This is a genomic window from Pseudomonas viridiflava, from assembly GCF_001642795.1.
GTDB lineage: Bacteria > Pseudomonadota > Gammaproteobacteria > Pseudomonadales > Pseudomonadaceae > Aquipseudomonas > Aquipseudomonas viridiflava.
This window is the reverse complement of sequence record NZ_LKEH01000047.1, coordinates 168,405-183,610: the sequence shown is the minus strand read 5'-3', so window position 1 is coordinate 183,610 and position 15,206 is coordinate 168,405. Positions and strand designations below refer to the sequence as shown.

15 protein-coding genes are annotated in these 15,206 nt (G+C 59.0%); 7 read left to right on the top strand and 8 right to left on the bottom strand.

What is annotated here, in order from left to right; all coding sequences use genetic code 11:
• The first annotated feature begins 36 nt into the window (after positions 1 to 36).
• Positions 37 to 537: an RNA methyltransferase gene (locus AO065_RS23880; RefSeq protein WP_004879260.1), complete on the top strand. Its 501-nt coding sequence runs from the start codon at positions 37 to 39 to the stop codon at positions 535 to 537.
• A 77-nt stretch (positions 538 to 614) separates the two neighbouring features.
• A complete protein-coding gene (locus tag AO065_RS23875; protein WP_004879258.1) occupies positions 615 to 995 on the top strand; it encodes a YgaP family membrane protein in 381 nt (126 codons plus the stop codon).
• A 4-nt stretch (positions 996 to 999) separates the two neighbouring features.
• Here the strand turns inward: AO065_RS23875 and AO065_RS23870 are convergent, their stop codons facing one another.
• Positions 1,000 to 1,449 (bottom strand): YcgN family cysteine cluster protein, encoded by a 450-nt coding sequence (locus tag AO065_RS23870; RefSeq protein ID WP_004879255.1) that lies wholly within the window; start codon positions 1,447 to 1,449, stop codon positions 1,000 to 1,002.
• Between the two features lie 212 nt (positions 1,450 to 1,661).
• Between AO065_RS23870 and AO065_RS23865 the strand changes: the two genes are divergently transcribed.
• Positions 1,662 to 2,255: a nitroreductase family protein gene (locus AO065_RS23865; RefSeq protein WP_004879253.1), complete on the top strand. Its 594-nt coding sequence runs from the start codon at positions 1,662 to 1,664 to the stop codon at positions 2,253 to 2,255.
• Positions 2,256 to 2,399: 144 nt separating this feature from the next.
• On the opposite strand, the gene AO065_RS23860 is transcribed toward AO065_RS23865, so the two are convergent.
• The 5 genes from AO065_RS23860 to AO065_RS23840 form a co-directional block, all read right to left on the bottom strand.
• Positions 2,400 to 3,281, bottom strand: coding sequence for a D-2-hydroxyacid dehydrogenase (locus tag AO065_RS23860; RefSeq protein WP_004879252.1), 882 nt, complete (start codon positions 3,279 to 3,281; stop codon positions 2,400 to 2,402).
• Between the two features lie 70 nt (positions 3,282 to 3,351).
• Complete coding sequence (locus AO065_RS23855) at positions 3,352 to 3,645, bottom strand: YcgL domain-containing protein (protein ID WP_004879251.1); 294 nt, start codon at positions 3,643 to 3,645, stop codon at positions 3,352 to 3,354.
• Positions 3,642 to 4,775: a ribonuclease D gene (gene rnd, locus AO065_RS23850; protein ID WP_004879249.1), complete on the bottom strand. Its 1,134-nt coding sequence runs from the start codon at positions 4,773 to 4,775 to the stop codon at positions 3,642 to 3,644. The genes AO065_RS23855 and rnd overlap by 4 nt, the downstream gene beginning before the upstream one ends.
• A gap of 141 nt (positions 4,776 to 4,916) precedes the next feature.
• Positions 4,917 to 6,557, bottom strand: coding sequence for a phosphoethanolamine transferase (locus AO065_RS23845; protein WP_004879248.1), 1,641 nt, complete (start codon positions 6,555 to 6,557; stop codon positions 4,917 to 4,919).
• A gap of 239 nt (positions 6,558 to 6,796) precedes the next feature.
• Entirely contained in the window at positions 6,797 to 8,488 is a 1,692-nt protein-coding gene (locus tag AO065_RS23840) for an NAD-dependent malic enzyme (RefSeq protein WP_004879245.1), read from the bottom strand.
• 294 nt (positions 8,489 to 8,782) lie between these two features.
• Between AO065_RS23840 and AO065_RS23835 the strand changes: the two genes are divergently transcribed.
• Both AO065_RS23835 and AO065_RS23830 read left to right on the top strand, forming a co-directional pair.
• The gene (locus AO065_RS23835; RefSeq protein WP_004879243.1) at positions 8,783 to 9,430 is read left to right on the top strand and encodes an HAD-IA family hydrolase; all 648 of its coding nucleotides are present in this window, start codon (positions 8,783 to 8,785) and stop codon (positions 9,428 to 9,430) included.
• Between the two features lie 139 nt (positions 9,431 to 9,569).
• Positions 9,570 to 10,109: a manganese catalase family protein gene (locus AO065_RS23830; protein WP_004879242.1), complete on the top strand. Its 540-nt coding sequence runs from the start codon at positions 9,570 to 9,572 to the stop codon at positions 10,107 to 10,109.
• A 67-nt stretch (positions 10,110 to 10,176) separates the two neighbouring features.
• On the opposite strand, the gene gvpU is transcribed toward AO065_RS23830, so the two are convergent.
• A complete protein-coding gene (gvpU, locus tag AO065_RS23825) occupies positions 10,177 to 10,647 on the bottom strand; it encodes a gas vesicle accessory protein GvpU (protein WP_004879240.1) in 471 nt (156 codons plus the stop codon).
• Between the two features lie 331 nt (positions 10,648 to 10,978).
• On the opposite strand from gvpU, the gene AO065_RS23820 reads away from it, so the two are divergent.
• On the top strand, positions 10,979 to 12,349 hold the full coding sequence (locus AO065_RS23820; protein WP_004879237.1) for a GntT/GntP/DsdX family permease: 1,371 nt from the start codon (positions 10,979 to 10,981) through the stop codon (positions 12,347 to 12,349).
• A 34-nt stretch (positions 12,350 to 12,383) separates the two neighbouring features.
• On the opposite strand, the gene AO065_RS23815 is transcribed toward AO065_RS23820, so the two are convergent.
• Complete coding sequence (locus AO065_RS23815; protein WP_004879236.1) at positions 12,384 to 13,577, bottom strand: XylR family transcriptional regulator; 1,194 nt, start codon at positions 13,575 to 13,577, stop codon at positions 12,384 to 12,386.
• A 164-nt stretch (positions 13,578 to 13,741) separates the two neighbouring features.
• On the opposite strand from AO065_RS23815, the gene xylA reads away from it, so the two are divergent.
• Complete coding sequence (xylA, locus tag AO065_RS23810) at positions 13,742 to 15,058, top strand: xylose isomerase (protein ID WP_004879233.1); 1,317 nt, start codon at positions 13,742 to 13,744, stop codon at positions 15,056 to 15,058.
• The last annotated feature ends 148 nt before the right edge of the window (positions 15,059 to 15,206 follow it).

The window sequence follows — 15,206 nt, the reverse complement described above, 5'->3', positions numbered from 1 at the left end:
TGTATAATCGGCGGTTTTCCCCAGAGCACCCTTCCCGTGGCCAACAAACGTTATGCTTGCATCGGTCTGTACAACCCCAAGTCCCCGGAAAACGTCGGCTCCGTGATGCGCGCCGCTGGCTGCTACGGCGTGGCTTCGGTGTTCTACACCGGCAAGCGCTACGAGCGGGCGCGGGACTTCATCACCGACACCAAGAAGATCCATCAGGACATCCCGCTGATTGGCATCGAAGACCTCAAGAGCATTCTGCCGCTGGGCTGCATTCCGGTGGCCGTCGAGCTGGTCGAAGGTGCAAGGGCGCTGCCGGAGTACACGCATCCTGACCGGGCGCTGTATATCTTCGGCCCGGAGGACGGTTCGCTGGATCAGGACATTCGTGACTGGTGCGAAGACGTGGTCTACATCCCCACCGAGGGGTGCATGAATCTGGCCGCCACGGTCAATGTCGTGCTGTATGACCGCATGGCAAAGGGCATCAATACCCGCTCCGGCCCGCAGTTCGGTCGTGAGAAGGTCGATCCGTCCAGCGAAGGTTGAAGCAAAAGCATTGAACCAGTCTCGCTGACGGGCAGTCAGTTTCTCTGAACCGACTTACACCACTCTGGAGAGCCACCATGCGCGACACCCCGATTATCGAGCGTATCGACACACCCGAGCCGTTTCAGCCGCATCCCGATCAGAACGTCCAGGGCTGGGAGCGTATCGGCTCGCTGGCAGGCGGCGTCCTGATGATGGGTAAAGGCGTGCGTCGCGGCGGATTCCTGGGTCTAATTCAACTGGCCATTGGCGGCGCGGTTCTGGCACGTGGCATCACCGGTCACTGTTCGGCCAAGAGCCTGATGGAAAAAGGTCGCAGCGACCTGCAAAGCGCACGCTCCACCATCGAACGTGCCGGCGCAGAGCTGAGCGAGCTGCAAGCCAATGCCGAGAAAGCCGTGAAAACCGCGACCGTCAACGGCATCGACGCACTCACCGAGCCCAAGTCCGGCGTCTGATCACTCAGCCCGCACGAAAGATCAGGTGATCCTCCCAGTCGTCCTCGGCCACGCTCAACTCACTGAGCATGCGTCCTGACTGGGAGATACGCTCGTGATGCACCGCATCGCGATCACCGCATACCAAGTGATGCCAGAGCGGCAAGTCCTTGCCCTCGCTCACCAGCCGATAGCCACAGGTCGGCGGTAACCATTTGAATTCATCTGCCTGACCGGGCGTGAGCTGAATACAGTCCGGCACCGAAGCACGGCGGTTTTCGTAGTCCGAACACTGGCAGGTCTTCAGGTCCAGCAGCTTGCAGGCGATACGCGTGTAATACACGCTATTGTCTTCTTCATCTTCCAGCTTTTGCAGGCAGCACAATCCGCAGCCATCGCACAACGACTCCCACTCGGTGCTGTCGAGCTGGTCGAGGGTCTTGCGGATCCAGAAGGGTTCAACTTTGGCGGCCATGGTTCGGACAACGGTATCGGCTGTGGAAAAGGCCGCCAGTCTAGTGGCACATCGAGTGCGGGCCAAGCACTTGCGACTGCCGGTAGCGAAGCCCTTGTCAGCAGGAAGGCAAAACAGTAGCGTTAGAGCGCTTTCAATGCGCCTACGCGATGCCTGCCGACAACGGCCCATCGAGTCACGCTCCCTTTGCCCTTCTCTTCTACAGGACTCTCATGAGCACAAACTCTCGCGTCGCAGAACATGCCATCGACCCGCAATTCACCGAGCGCTGGTCGCCCCGCGCCTTTACCGGCGAAAGCATTCCCGAGGAAACCCTGCTGAGCTTTTTCGAAGCCGCACGCTGGGCACCTTCGGCCTACAACTCGCAGCCGTGGCGGTTTCTGTACGCGCGTCGCGATACGCCGAACTGGGAGCGTTTCCTGACCCTGCTGAACGAGTTCAACCGCGGTTGGGCACAGCATGCTTCGGCACTGGTGATTGTCATCTCCAAGACCACCTTTACCGCACCCGGCGCGACCGAAGAAGGCCCGGCGCTGTGGCACACCTTCGACACTGGTTCTGCGTGGGGTTATCTGGCGCTGCAGGCCAGCCTGAGCGGCTGGCACACCCACGGCATGGCCGGGTTTGATCAGGATCTGACCCGCAAGGAATTGAAAATCCCCGAAGGTTATGCCCTGCATGCTGCCGTTGCAGTAGGCAAACTGGGCGACAAGTCGACCCTGCCGGAATACCTGCAAGGCCGCGAAACCCCAAGCCCACGCCTGCCGGTTGCACAGCTGGTGGCAGAAGGTGATTTTTCGCTGTAATACGCGTCCGGATGTGAAGCTATCTCGTAGCAAACACCGGACCGTGGGAGGCGGCTTGCCGGCGATGCATTTTTTCAGTCGACGTTCATTGACTGGTCTGACGCTATCGCCGGCAAGCCGCCTCCCACATCAGACTCAAGTCCATCAATACCCGCGTGAAAAATCCACTTCCCCGCGCAACGCCTCACCGGCGTTGAACGCTTTCAGGTTTTCGACGAACAGGTCGGTCATGGCCACCGGTGATGTCGGTGCGGAGCTGTGTCCGGTCAACAGCAGGCCATAGGCCGTCCAGAACGGATGACGCTGGGGCAACGGCTCCTGCCGGCAGACGTCAATCACAGCCCCCGCCAGATGCCCTTCTTTCAGGGCTTCGACCAGATCGGCATCGACCACGGCTGCGCCACGTCCGACGTTGAGGAACAACGCGGTGGGCTTGAAGCTGGCAAACAGCTTGGCGTCATACAGGTCCTGAGTGTCAGGCGTATTGGGCAGCAGGTTGATGACGTAATCCATGTCGCCAACCAGATTGTCGATATCGGTCAGCGCCGACACCTCGACAAAAGGCGCCTGGGTACGCGCCTCGGAGGCCACACCGAACACCTGCACACCGAACGGCACCAGAAACTCGGCCAGGCTCTGGCCCGGACGATTGTCCCACTTGCGTTCAACCTGACTCATCAGACGCGCCAGCACTTCACGCTCGTGACCGAGCATGTACGTCAGCACAAACTCGGCCATGACCTGCCCGAAGATCCCAACGGCACGGGTCAGGCGATAGTCACGGGAAAGGCCCGGGATCAGCAGCGGCGTGATGCCCGCCCAAGTGGATTGCAGCCACTGGGGTTTGTGCCCCTGGCGCAGCAGGTTGGCCATCAGATCGGGCTGTCCCAGCCAGACCGGACAGTCGCTGGCCATGCGGGACAGCTCAGCCGAATCGCCGCTGCTCAGGACTTCCAGATCAGGCGCAGCCTTGCGCAGCAACTGGGTGTAAAGGGGGTAATCGTGCTCGGCAATCAGGACGCGCATGCTTCAGAAACCTTAAAAACGGGACAGACGACCCACGCCAGACGCGGGCCGCTTCAAACGTGGAGACCGATCACATCGGATCGTTGCGACGCAGCAGCTCTTCGGGCAGATGCTCGATGTACTCGTCTTCGGCCGGTGGCATCTGCAAGTGATAACCCTGAGCGTCGAGGTTTTCCAGCACCTTGTGGATGTCCTCACGCGCCAGCGCCCGCTCGGGGCTGAGCACCAGATCAAACGCGTGATACGGCGTGCCGAACGCCGCCAGCAACTCTGGCGGTACACGCTTGAGCACGTCGCTTTTCAGGACATACAGGTACATTTCATTCTTTTTCGGACTGCGGTAGATCGAGCAGATACGCTTCAAGGCTGTTCTCCCGGCGTTGCCAGGCTGTCGAGCAGCGCCTGGCCCATCAGTTCGCGACGCCAGCCACGCAGCGAATCAGGCAATTGGTAAGGACCATCGGGGTAACCGCTCTTGAGCAGCGCTTCGAGGGTCTTCTTGCGCAGCATCAGCTCGGGCGCCATGTCCAGTCGTTCGGCGAACTCCTGGCCAATGGCACGCAGACGCTTGAGCGAACCGGCAGCATCGACAGGCAGAGGCTCGGGCAACGCCTGTGGCCACTCTTCGGGCGGCACGCTGGCGGCGGTCTTGATCAGTTCGAGCAGGAATTCGCCATCCTGACGCACGGTGCGCGGGTGCATGTCTTCGATGCGGGCCAGCGCGCCGAGGTTATCCGGCTGGGTCTTGGCCAGCGGCCAGAGCGAGTGCTCACGCACGATGCGGTTGCGCGGCACGTTGCGGGCACGGGCCTGCACTTCGCGCCAGGCACACAAGCCACGCAATACTGCCAACTGGGCACGGGACAGCTTCCAGGCCAGCTTGGCTTCGCGATAGACCTCATAAGGATCGATTTCACGACGCAGGTTGGCAACCAGCTCCGCGCCATCCTCGAGCAGCCACGCGAACTTCTCGTCGGAAAGACGCGGACGCAGGATCGTGAACAGCTCGGCAAGGTGCACCGCATCTTCGGCGGCATAACTGATCTGGGTCTCGGAAAGCGGACGCTGCAGCCAGTCCGAACGGGTCTCGCCCTTGGGCAGGTCGATGTTGAGGACCTCCTGGACCAGACGCGAGTAGCCCATGGAAAACCCGAGGTTCAGGTAGGCGGCTGCCAGCTGGGTGTCGAACAGCGGAACCGGCAGGCTGCCGGTCAGGCGCAACAGCACCTCGAGGTCTTCGCTGCACGCGTGAACGACCTTGATGACGTCAGGGTTCTCAAGCAGCGCAGACAGCGGCGTCCAGTCGTTGATCAATAACGGATCAATCAGCCAGGCACGCGAACCGTCGCCGATCTGCAGCAAGGCAGCAATGGGGTAAAAAGTGTCGACCCGCATGAATTCGGTGTCGAGCGCAACGAACGGCAGAGTCTGCCACTGAGCGCAATGCAGGGCGAGGCTGTCGTCGTCGCGAATCCAGTGAATATCGATGGCCACACGGCTCTCCCTTGAACAATGGCGCGCAGTATATATCGCCGCCGGGTGTTATCGCGCATCTGTCGTCCCGGTCATGCGCATCTTGATGAAAATGATTGCAGTAATGCCGCAAACCCGAGGCTGCCTGCGCAGTGATCAGCCTCATTGAGCGCTGGCTGCCACCTCGCTGCGGCAACCGGCAAACAGGTCCAGCGCGGGGTTGTAGACCTTGGTGTCGACTTTCAACAGGCCCAACATGGAATGAAAGAGATTGTCCTGGCTGAGCGGCGTATCGCGTTCCTTGGCCAGGCATTGTGGCGTGACCGCGTAAGAACGCTGGTAGCTTTCCGACAGCCAGATGAGCATGGGCACATGTTTTTGCTGGTCAGGCGCCAGCAGATACGGCGTGCCGTGCAGAAACAGGTTGTACTCGCCCAGCGATTCGCCGTGGTCGGACAGGTAGATCATCGCTGTGTCGACCTTGTCCTGATGAGCGCGCAATACATCGATCAGTTTCGACAGCACGTGGTCGGTGTACAGCAGCGTGTTGTCGTAGCCGTTGACGATACTGTCGCGGCTGCAGTTGTTCAGCGCGTTGCTTTCACACACCGGCGTGAATTTTTCATATTCCTTCGGATAGCGCTTGTAGTATTCCGGCCCGTGACTACCCATCTGGTGCAGGACCAGCACCGTATCCTTGTCCAGACTGTTGATGAAGCCTTCCAGGCCCTGCAGCAGAATCTCGTCGCGGCATTCGTGGTTATTGCACAGCAGCGGGTCCTTCAGGTTGCTGACATCCTGAAAGGCGACACGATCGCAGGTGCCTTTGCAGCCGGCCTGATTGTCGCGCCACACCACCTGGATGCCGGCGCGCTGGAGCACATCCAGCAGCCCTTCCTGATTGTGGGCCTTGGTGCCGTCGTAATCCTTGCGCCCCATATTGGAAAACATGCACGGCACTGACACAGCCGTTTCGGTGCCGCACGAATACACGTCGGTAAACGCCACGAGGTCGCGCTCGTTGCTCAGGTTGGGTGTGGTATTTCGCCCATAACCCAGGATGCCGAAGTTTTCGGCCCTGGCACTTTCACCGACCACCAGTACGGTCAGTGACTTGCGGGTATGCGCGGCCATTTCTGCAGAGCGCTTCGCGTCCTCGCCGAGCTTCACGAATGGCCGTCGGGCAGACATGACCTGCTCATTCAGATAGCCCACCGATGCGCCAATATAGTTGCTGGGCACCACCATCAGGCGCAGCTCATGATGGTTGCGAAACAGTGAAGAAAGCCCTTGGTAGTTGGCCAGTGCAGCCCCCCCGATGGCGAGACTGCAGACGACGCCCACGACCAGTTTGCTGAACAGTTCACGGTGCCAGCGGCGGTAATTGATCGGGGTTTTCCACAACAGCAGGGACGGCAGGATGCCCAGTAAAAGGATGTAGCCAATCAGCTTGAGAGACAGCAGGCCCTGTACCTCGGTGACATTGGTTTCGGCAAAGTTGCGAAACATGCCCGCGTCGATCATCACACCGTATTCAGTCATGAAGTAGGCGACGCCCGCGCTGATCATGAACATGAGAATCAGCACAGGTTTCAAGACGCGTCTGAACGCCACCAGCGTCAGGCATATATTGAACACACAGAAGAGCATGACGACGAAGGCCACGCGCATTGCGATGCCTTTAGTGTCAGAACTGGTGATTGCAATCAGATGCTGCCAGAGATTGAGATTGAAGAACGACAGTAAAAAAACGCTGGCCAGTAATGTGACGGCCTCTGGTCTGACACTTCTGATTTTCGACATCGCACTCTGCTTATTTGATTGATATGTACCGGGTGATACCTGAGCCCGCCAACTTCCCCGGTCGGGCGGACTGTAAGCAGCGCCCTATCAATTTTATGTGAAAAGTGTGCGAACGCCCGGTTGGATTAAGTTTATTTCACGGCGAGACAGGCAGGATTCAGGCAAACCGCTGATTACCCTCATAAAAAAACGCCCCCGCAAGCAGGCTTGCGGGGGCGTAGTTGACACTTTCCAGTCAATCAGACCGAACGGCGGCGATAGGCCCGGTAGTCCGGCAGCCAGAAGTTGCGTTCGATAGAGGCCAGCAACACCTCTTCGGTGGTTTCCAGCGCCAGCCCTTCAGCCTGAGCCTCTTTGGCGACTGCCAGCGCGATCTTGCGGCTGACCTGCTGGATTTCCTTGAGCGGCGGCAGCACCGCGTCGCCCTGCCCTGTCACCATCGGCGAGCATTCGGCCAATGCGTTGGACGCTGCCATCAACATGCGATCGGTGATGCGCGTGGCTTTACAGGCCACTACGCCCAGACCGATGCCAGGGAAGATGTAAGAGTTGTTGCACTGTGCGATATGCACGGTGCGTCCGTTGATCTCGACCGGAGCGAATGGACTGCCGGTGGCGACCAGTGCATTGCCGTCGGTCCAACGCAGGATTTCTTCCGGCGTGGCTTCGACCTTGGAGGTCGGGTTCGACAGGGGCATCACCAGCGGTTTGGCGCAGTGCTTGTGTACCTCGCGAATGACCTGCTCGGTGAACAGACCCCGCTGGCCCGACACACCGATCAATACGGTGGCGCCAGCGTGGGTGACCACGTCGAGCAGCGTCGGGAACGCGTCGGAGCCCGAGATCCAGCCAGACACGTCGGCCGTCTTCTGCGCCAGACGCTTCTGGAAGTCCAGCAGATTGTCCATGCCATCGGTCAACAAACCAAAGCGATCGACCATGAAGATACGCTGACGGGCTTCGCTTTCGCTCAGGCCTTCGATCTGCATCGCCGCAATGATGTGCTCGGCGATCCCGCAACCGGCGGAACCTGCACCGACGAACACGACTTTCTGCTGCCCGAGGGTTTCGCCCTTGGCCTTGCAGGCCGCCAGCAAGGTGCCCACGGCGACCGATGCGGTGCCCTGGATGTCGTCGTTGAAGCAGCAGAGCTCGTCGCGGTATTTCTCCAGCAACGGCATGGCGTTGGACTGGGCAAAGTCTTCGAACTGCAACAGCACGTCCGGCCAGCGACGCTGGACAGCATCGATGAAGAGGGCGATGAAGTCTTCGTACTCCTTGCCCGACACGCGCTCGTGACGCCAGCCCATGTACATCGGGTCGTCGAGTAGTTCGCGATTGTTGGTGCCCACATCGAGCACGATCGGCAAGGTGTAGGCCGGGCTTATGCCACCGCAGGCGGTGTACAGCGACAGCTTGCCGATCGGGATGCCCATGCCGCCGATGCCCTGATCGCCCAGGCCAAGAATGCGCTCGCTGTCGGTAACCACGATAATCTTGATGCGGTCCTTGGTGGCGCTGCGCAGGATATCGTCGATGCGGTCGCGTTCAGGGTAGGAGATGAACAGACCGCGGTGCGTGCGGTAGATCTTGGAGAATTCCTGGCACGCCTGGCCGACCGTCGGGGTGTAAATGATCGGCAGCATTTCGTCCAGGTGCGAGTCCAGCAGCCGGAAGAACAACGTTTCGTTGTTGTCCTGAATCGAGCGCAGGTAAATATGTTTGTCCAGATCGGTCGCACATTGCTTGTACTGACTGAAGACCCGGGTGACTTGCTCTTCGATCGTCTCTACGTTCTGCGGCAGCAGCCCGATCAAATTGAATTCGACCCGCTCTTGCGGGGTAAAGGCACTGCCCTTGTTCAGCAGGGGCATTTCCAGCAGTGAAGGTCCTGCGTAGGAAATATACAAAGGTCGCGAAGTGTTGGTCATTTTTTCTGATCGCCTTTTTCGTCTACTCATTGATTCTGTGCGTCGACCGGGGCGGGCAGCCTGGCTTTTCTTCTTTTTCTTTATGTGCCAGTTCGTTCAGGCCATACCGGACAGGATTCGGTGTTTTAAGTCAGGGCCACATCTTACTCGTCTGAAGGCCGATTGCGGCATTTTGTCGCGTAGAGAATGGCAAGATGATGCTACCGATTTAACAAGCAGACATGCTTTCGCGCCTTGCGCGGAGACGGCGCGGCCGGGCATCTTTACCGCTCATTCGATGATTGCGAGACCAGCATGCCTGACCATAAGCCCTTCGCCGCCTTTCTGTTCGACATGGACGGCACCCTGCTCAACTCAGTGATCGCCGCCGAGCGCGTGTGGGCGAAGTGGGCACAGAAACACGGGCTGGATGTAGACCGCTTCCTGCCGACGATTCACGGCGTAAGAAGCATCGACACGGTCCGCAAGCAAAACATTCCAGGGATCGACGTGCAGCAGGAAGCGGATGCCATTTCACAGGCCGAAATCGAAGATGTGGAAGGCGTGGCCGCCATAGAGGGCGTGGCTGATTTCCTGGCCTCGTTGCCCGCCGACCGCTGGGCAGTCGTCACCTCTGCCCCGCTCGCACTGGCGCAAGCGCGTATGAAGGCCGCCGGCCTCACGTTGCCTGACGTCGTCATCACCGCCGAGGATGTAACACAGGGCAAACCCGCACCGGATGGTTTTTTGCTGGCAGCAAAGCGGCTGGGCGTGGAACCCGCGCAATGCCTGGTGTTCGAGGACGCGCCGGCCGGTATCGCGGCGGGCAAGGCTGCGGGCGCGCCAGTGGTAGTGATCACCGCAGCGCATCTGCATCCTTATGAAGCACAGGACTGGACCCTGCCAAACTATCTGGGCTTGAAGGTCGGTGTCGAGAACGGGCAACTCATCCTGAATTCATGAATCCCTGAAGCGTGCAGCGGGTCGGCTCACTGATCGAAAACACTGAACCATGGTTTTCACTATCGGCTCAGAAATAGCGAATACGAGAGGTATCTGATTATTGGAGACAAGCATGTCCGACCCAACGAGTAACACATTCATGTCCAATCTCGCGTTCTTCGACCTCCTGCTTGAACAGTTCAGAGGTGCTGAAGGCGAGCTGCCAATGGCAACGGCCTATCTGAGCCAGGCGATTACTGAAGATGATCCTGTCCACAAGGCAGCGCTCATCCGGATCGCCAAGGAAAAGATCAAGAATGCACGGGTTCTTGCGTCGATTCTGCTGGAACTGGCCAAAGGTCACACATCGAATCTTTCCGGCGCACCTGACAGCGCCGATTTCGGTGCCTTGCTCAAAGGTAAGGGAATTATCAGCAACCCATTGGAAGCGACTGAAGCTTCGGCAGAGCAGATGGACGACAATCCGCAGCAGCCCTCAGACAAAGTGCGTGACGTCGCGCAGCTTGGTCACTATCTGCGCTCCAACATTGCTACAGAGGAAAAGCAGATAGCCGTGTATGAACAACTCACGTCACTCACTTCAGACACTCACTTCATCAGCGCCCTGAATCAAGCCAAACGGCGTCAGGTGAAGCATTTGAACGAGTTCGAAGCGATGCTGAAAAAAATCAGACGCTGAGCGATCCATCACCAGAGGCCCCGGTGTTACCGGGGCGTTGTGCGTTGTATTGAATCACTGGAACGCGCTACTTCTTGGCAATCATTCCAATAGTGAAACCATCTACCGCAGCGATCCTGCCACGCCACAGTACTCCGGATTCGCAGATCGGATTTCCGTCGCTTGAGTAGGTCTGGCAATCCTTGAGGTGAATAAAGTGAAAAGCGGGTGTGTCTTCAGACGAGTCGCCAGGCTTGAACGAAAGAATCATTTCCTTCATTGAGGCGTCGGCTCCGTTCGCAAACTGGGTGAACGGAGCGGAAATGTCCTCGGCCAATTGTTCGAAATAGGCATCATGGGAAATAAGATTACCTGACACAAGGTTGCCACCGACCGTCAGGGTCACGCCCATTTCTACTTTAGTGTTGGCAACAAATTTGACCAGCCACTGCAGCAGCCAATCGATCTGCTTGCCCTGCCACTTGATCTGGGCAACGACATCGTCGTGGTTCTGGTTGGGAGAAGGTTGCGCTTGCTGGGTTTGATCGACGTCCGACATCTGAAAGCTCCTGGCTTCACATAACGTGAACCCAAGGTATAGATCACATCGGCTGAAAGCGAAACCCGGTCAGCAGGTAATTCCTTTTTGTATCGCCATACACCATGCATCACTTGAACTGACGAGTCAGAAAATTAAATCAGGACAGTATCGACACTCACTTTTCCTGCCATTGCGCAACCGCGACTTCGGCCAAAACCCGTGAAAAATTAACTGCGACACAACGCCGCATTCGGGTATCGTTTGGTAAATTGCAACAAATTGTATCAACACCTGCCACGCAAGCCTTGGCCAGAACCCGAATAGAAACCGATTGATAAGGGGGTCCGCGTTGGATCTGTCGTCTGCTGCCTGGGTGTTTCACGACACCCGTCTGATTGTCTGCTGCCTGATTGCAATCGCTACGATCATCGTGTTGATCAGTGCCACCAAACTCCCGCCTTTTCTGTCGATTCTGGTCGGTACGTTCATCGCCGGGATAGGCGCAGGGCTGCCCGCCGAAGCCGTCGCCAAAGCGTTCAGCAAGGGCGCGGGTGGTATTTTGGGCGAGGCCGGCATCATCATCGCCCTGGGTGCCATGCTCGGCGCACTGATGGCCGAGTCCGGGGCTGCGGACCGCATCGCATCTACCCTGCTAGGCCTGGGCAAGGGCAAGATGCTGCCGTGGGTCATGGCGGTGGTGGCGATGGTCATCGGCCTGCCGCTGTTCTTCGAAGTCGGCCTGGTGATGATGGTGCCGATCATCTTCGTCATGGCGCGCCAGTCGGGTCAGCCATTGCTGAAAATCGCCATCCCGGCGCTGGCCGGCATGACAACGCTGCACGCGCTGATGCCTCCCCATCCCGGTCCGTTGATCGCGGTCAGTGCCTTGCACGCCGATCTGGGGCTGACCATGCTGCTGGGGCTTTGCGTCGCGATCCCCGCAGTCATTCTTGCTGGGCCCCTTTACGGTAACTGGCTGTCAAAACGCATGCACATCGAAGAGCCTGCCGATCTGGGCAAGCTGTTCAGCGCCAAGCCTGACGTCAGCCGCCAGCCCGGCTTTGGCATGTCGCTGCTGATCATTCTGTTGCCGGTGATCCTGATGCTGGGCAGCACGCTGGCCAAAGTGGCGATGGAGCCCGAAAGCAGCGTTGCGCTGACCTTGAAATTTCTCGGTGAACCGCTGGTTGCACTGAGCATCGCCGTGCTGGCGGCAACCGTGTGCCTGGGCTGGGCCAATGGTCTTTCTCGTGAACACGTCGGCGGCACCTTGCGCAAAAGCCTGGCGCCGATTGCCGTGTTGCTGCTGACCATCGGTGCCGGTGGAGGCCTGAAGCAAACGCTCCTGGATGCAGGTGTCAGCCAGACCATCAGCAAAGTGGCCGAAGGCGCGCACATGCCGTATCTGCTGCTGGCCTGGCTGATTGCCGTTGCGCTGCGTCAGGCCACCGGCTCCGCCACCGTGGCGACGACTACGACAGCAGGCATCCTGGCTCCGATGATGGCCGGTCTGGCCCCCGTCGAGGCCTCCTTGGTGGCGCTGGTGATCGGGGCAGGCTCGGTGTTCTTCTGCCACGTCAACGATGCAGGCTTCTGGATGGTCCGCGAATACTTCGGCCTGCAGCTGAAACAGACGCTGTGGGTCTGGTCGGTGCTGCAGACCATCGTGTCGGTGGTCGGTCTGGTGGGCACGTCGCTGCTGTGGTATTGGCTGACATAAGAGATGACGGCATGACTGCTCAGCTTGCGCTATGTCAGACGGACACCCGCCTCTCGTTCCCACCCTGCTGATACTCCCTCGGCGTGCAGCCGAACTCGCGGCGGAATACGGTGTGCAGGTACTGCGCCGAGGTGAAGCCGCAATCGCGGGCAATGTCGGCGATGGCCGAATCGGTGTTCTCCAGCCCGCTGGCCGCTGCGGCGAGCTTGAAGCGCAGGATCTCGTCATGGACGCTGCAGCCCCGCACCTTGCGAAAGTGCGACTCCAGCGAGGACCGTGATATTCCGACATAGGCTGCCACCTGCGCAGTCTTGATGCCCTGACACGCATACTGGCGGATGAACAGCAGCGCCTGCATCACATACGGATCGCCCAGAGGTTGGTGCAGGCTTGAAGCCTGAACGTTGATCGCATCGGGTGGTATCAGAATCTGCGTCCCGGCGGACGGCATGCCGTGCAGCATTTGATGCAGCAGGTGCGCAGCCGTCCGGCCCATGGTTTCGGTGCCCTGGATAACCGAGCTCAGCGGCACTCGGGTCAGAGTGCGGGTCAGCGGATCGTTGTCGATGCCGATCAGCGCCACCTGCTCCGGCACGGCAATGCCAGCCGTCAGGCAAGCTTGCAGCAACTGCCGGGCGCGGGCATCACTGACCGCGATGATGCCAATCGGCTTGGGCAGGCTTTGCAGCCAGGCGATCTGCTGCTCGACGGCGCTGTCCCAGAGCGGCGCGCTGGTGCCCATGCCACGATAGATATCGACGTGCAGCCCGTCGCGCTGCAGCAGCCTGCGAAACGCCTTCTCACGCTCCTGCGCCCAGCGATTGGCCTGCGACTCCGGCAGGCTGAAGCAGGCGAAACGGGTCAGCCCCGCTTCTATCAAGTGCTCGTATGCCAGCTTCATCAGCGCGTCGTTGTCGGTCGCGACGTAAGGAATCCCCTTCGGATACGCCCGGGCGTCCTGATAACTGCCGCCCACGGCCACGACAGGCAACTTGATCCCGGCCAGCGCCTCGCCAATCAAAGGATCGTCGAAGTCGGCAATGATCCCGTCACCCTGCCAGCGCTCGATACCGCGCAGACGACAAAGGAAGTCCTCCTCAAGGAACAGGTCCCAGGACGCGCGAGTGCTGCTCAGGTAATTGCCGATGCCACTGATGATGCCGCGGTCGTAGATCTTGCTGCCATTGAATAACAGCGCGATGCGGTGAACAGGAGGGACAGTCTTCATTGTTTTTATAGTGATCCGGTAGCGGAGCCGTGAGCTGAAGACTAGGCGGGTGGTCGCCATATCTCAACTCAAAATCGCACTGCCTGTTGGTGACTTTCATAATCCATGGCGACAGGGCCATTGCTAGTATCGGGAAACCGCCAAGAACAATAAGGAACACGCCCATGTCGTACTTCCCCACTGTCGACAGGATCGTTTATGAAGGTCCTGCCAGCGATTCGCCCTTTGCTTTCCAACACTACGACGCCGACAAGCTGATCCTCGGCAAACCCATGCGCGAGCACCTGCGTATGGCCGTCTGCTATTGGCATACATTCGTCTGGCCAGGCTCGGACGTGTTCGGTGCAGGCACTTTCAAGCGCCCCTGGCAGCACGCCGCAGGTCCGATGGAGCAAGCCATCGGCAAGGCTGAAGCGGCTTTCGAGTTTTTCTCCAAATTGGGTATCGACTACTACTGTTTCCACGACACTGATGTGGCGCCGGAAGGCGGCTCGCTGAAGGAATACCGCAACAACTTCGCGCAGATGATCGATCACTTGGAGCGCCATCAGGAAGAGACCGGCATCAAACTGCTGTGGGGCACAGCCAACTGTTTCAGCAACCCGCGCTTTGCCGCCGGAGCCGCCAGCAACCCGGACCCTGAAGTGTTCGCCTTCGCCGCCGCTCAAGTGTTCAGCGCCATGAACGCCACCCAGCGCCTCAAAGGCTCGAACTACGTACTGTGGGGCGGCCGCGAAGGCTACGAAACCCTGCTCAACACCGACCTCAAACAGGAACGCGAACAACTGGGCCGCTTCATGCGCATGGTGGTCGAGCACAAGCACAAGATCGGTTTCAAAGGCGATCTGCTGATTGAGCCCAAGCCGCAGGAGCCGACCAAGCATCAGTACGATTACGACAGCGCCACGGTTTTCGGTTTTCTGCAGCAGTTCGGCCTGGAGAACGAGATCAAGGTCAATATCGAAGCCAACCACGCGACCCTCGCCGGACACAGCTTCCATCACGAAATCGCCACGGCGGTTTCACTCGGGATCTTCGGCAGCATCGACGCCAACCGCGGCGATCCGCAGAACGGTTGGGACACGGACCAGTTTCCAAACAGTGTCGAAGAAATGACCCTCGCCACGTACGAGATTCTGAAAGCCGGCGGCTTCAAGAATGGCGGCTTCAACTTTGACTCCAAGGTTCGTCGCCAGAGCCTGGATGAAGTTGATCTGTTCCACGGCCATATCGCGGCCATGGATGTCCTGGCCCTGTCACTGGAGCGCGCAGCCGCGATGGTGCAGAACGACCAGCTTCAGAAATTCAAGGATCAACGTTACGCGGGCTGGCAGCAGCCGTTTGGCAAAGCTGTGCTGGCGGGCGATTTCAGCCTGGAGTCGCTGGCGCAGAAAGCGTTCGCCGACGAACTGAATCCTCAGGCGGTCAGCGGTCGACAGGAGATGCTCGAAAACGTGGTCAATCGGTTCATCTACCGCTGATCAAACGCTGTAATGGCTAGACTTTGGAGAGAGCTGCAGGCCCGGCGAAGCGGTTACATTCTCGCGACAAATCTCTGCTCGCAGCGCCTCGCAACTCTCTACAGTTTTACCGGCAACCTGCTCCACGTCATGCAGTGTCTTTCAAACA

Coding starts and splice junctions, on each gene's coding strand:
- AO065_RS23875 (WP_004879258.1), top strand. CDS start 615: ATGCGCGACACCCCGATTATCGAGCGTATCGACACACCCGAGCCGTTT.
- AO065_RS23870 (WP_004879255.1), bottom strand. CDS start 1,449: ATGGCCGCCAAAGTTGAACCCTTCTGGATCCGCAAGACCCTCGACCAG.
- AO065_RS23865 (WP_004879253.1), top strand. CDS start 1,662: ATGAGCACAAACTCTCGCGTCGCAGAACATGCCATCGACCCGCAATTC.
- AO065_RS23860 (WP_004879252.1), bottom strand. CDS start 3,281: ATGCGCGTCCTGATTGCCGAGCACGATTACCCCCTTTACACCCAGTTG.
- AO065_RS23845 (WP_004879248.1), bottom strand. CDS start 6,557: ATGTCGAAAATCAGAAGTGTCAGACCAGAGGCCGTCACATTACTGGCC.
- AO065_RS23840 (WP_004879245.1), bottom strand. CDS start 8,488: ATGACCAACACTTCGCGACCTTTGTATATTTCCTACGCAGGACCTTCA.
- AO065_RS23835 (WP_004879243.1), top strand. CDS start 8,783: ATGCCTGACCATAAGCCCTTCGCCGCCTTTCTGTTCGACATGGACGGC.
- AO065_RS23830 (WP_004879242.1), top strand. CDS start 9,570: ATGTCCAATCTCGCGTTCTTCGACCTCCTGCTTGAACAGTTCAGAGGT.
- gvpU (WP_004879240.1), bottom strand. CDS start 10,647: ATGTCGGACGTCGATCAAACCCAGCAAGCGCAACCTTCTCCCAACCAG.
- AO065_RS23815 (WP_004879236.1), bottom strand. CDS start 13,577: ATGAAGACTGTCCCTCCTGTTCACCGCATCGCGCTGTTATTCAATGGC.
- xylA (WP_004879233.1), top strand. CDS start 13,742: ATGTCGTACTTCCCCACTGTCGACAGGATCGTTTATGAAGGTCCTGCC.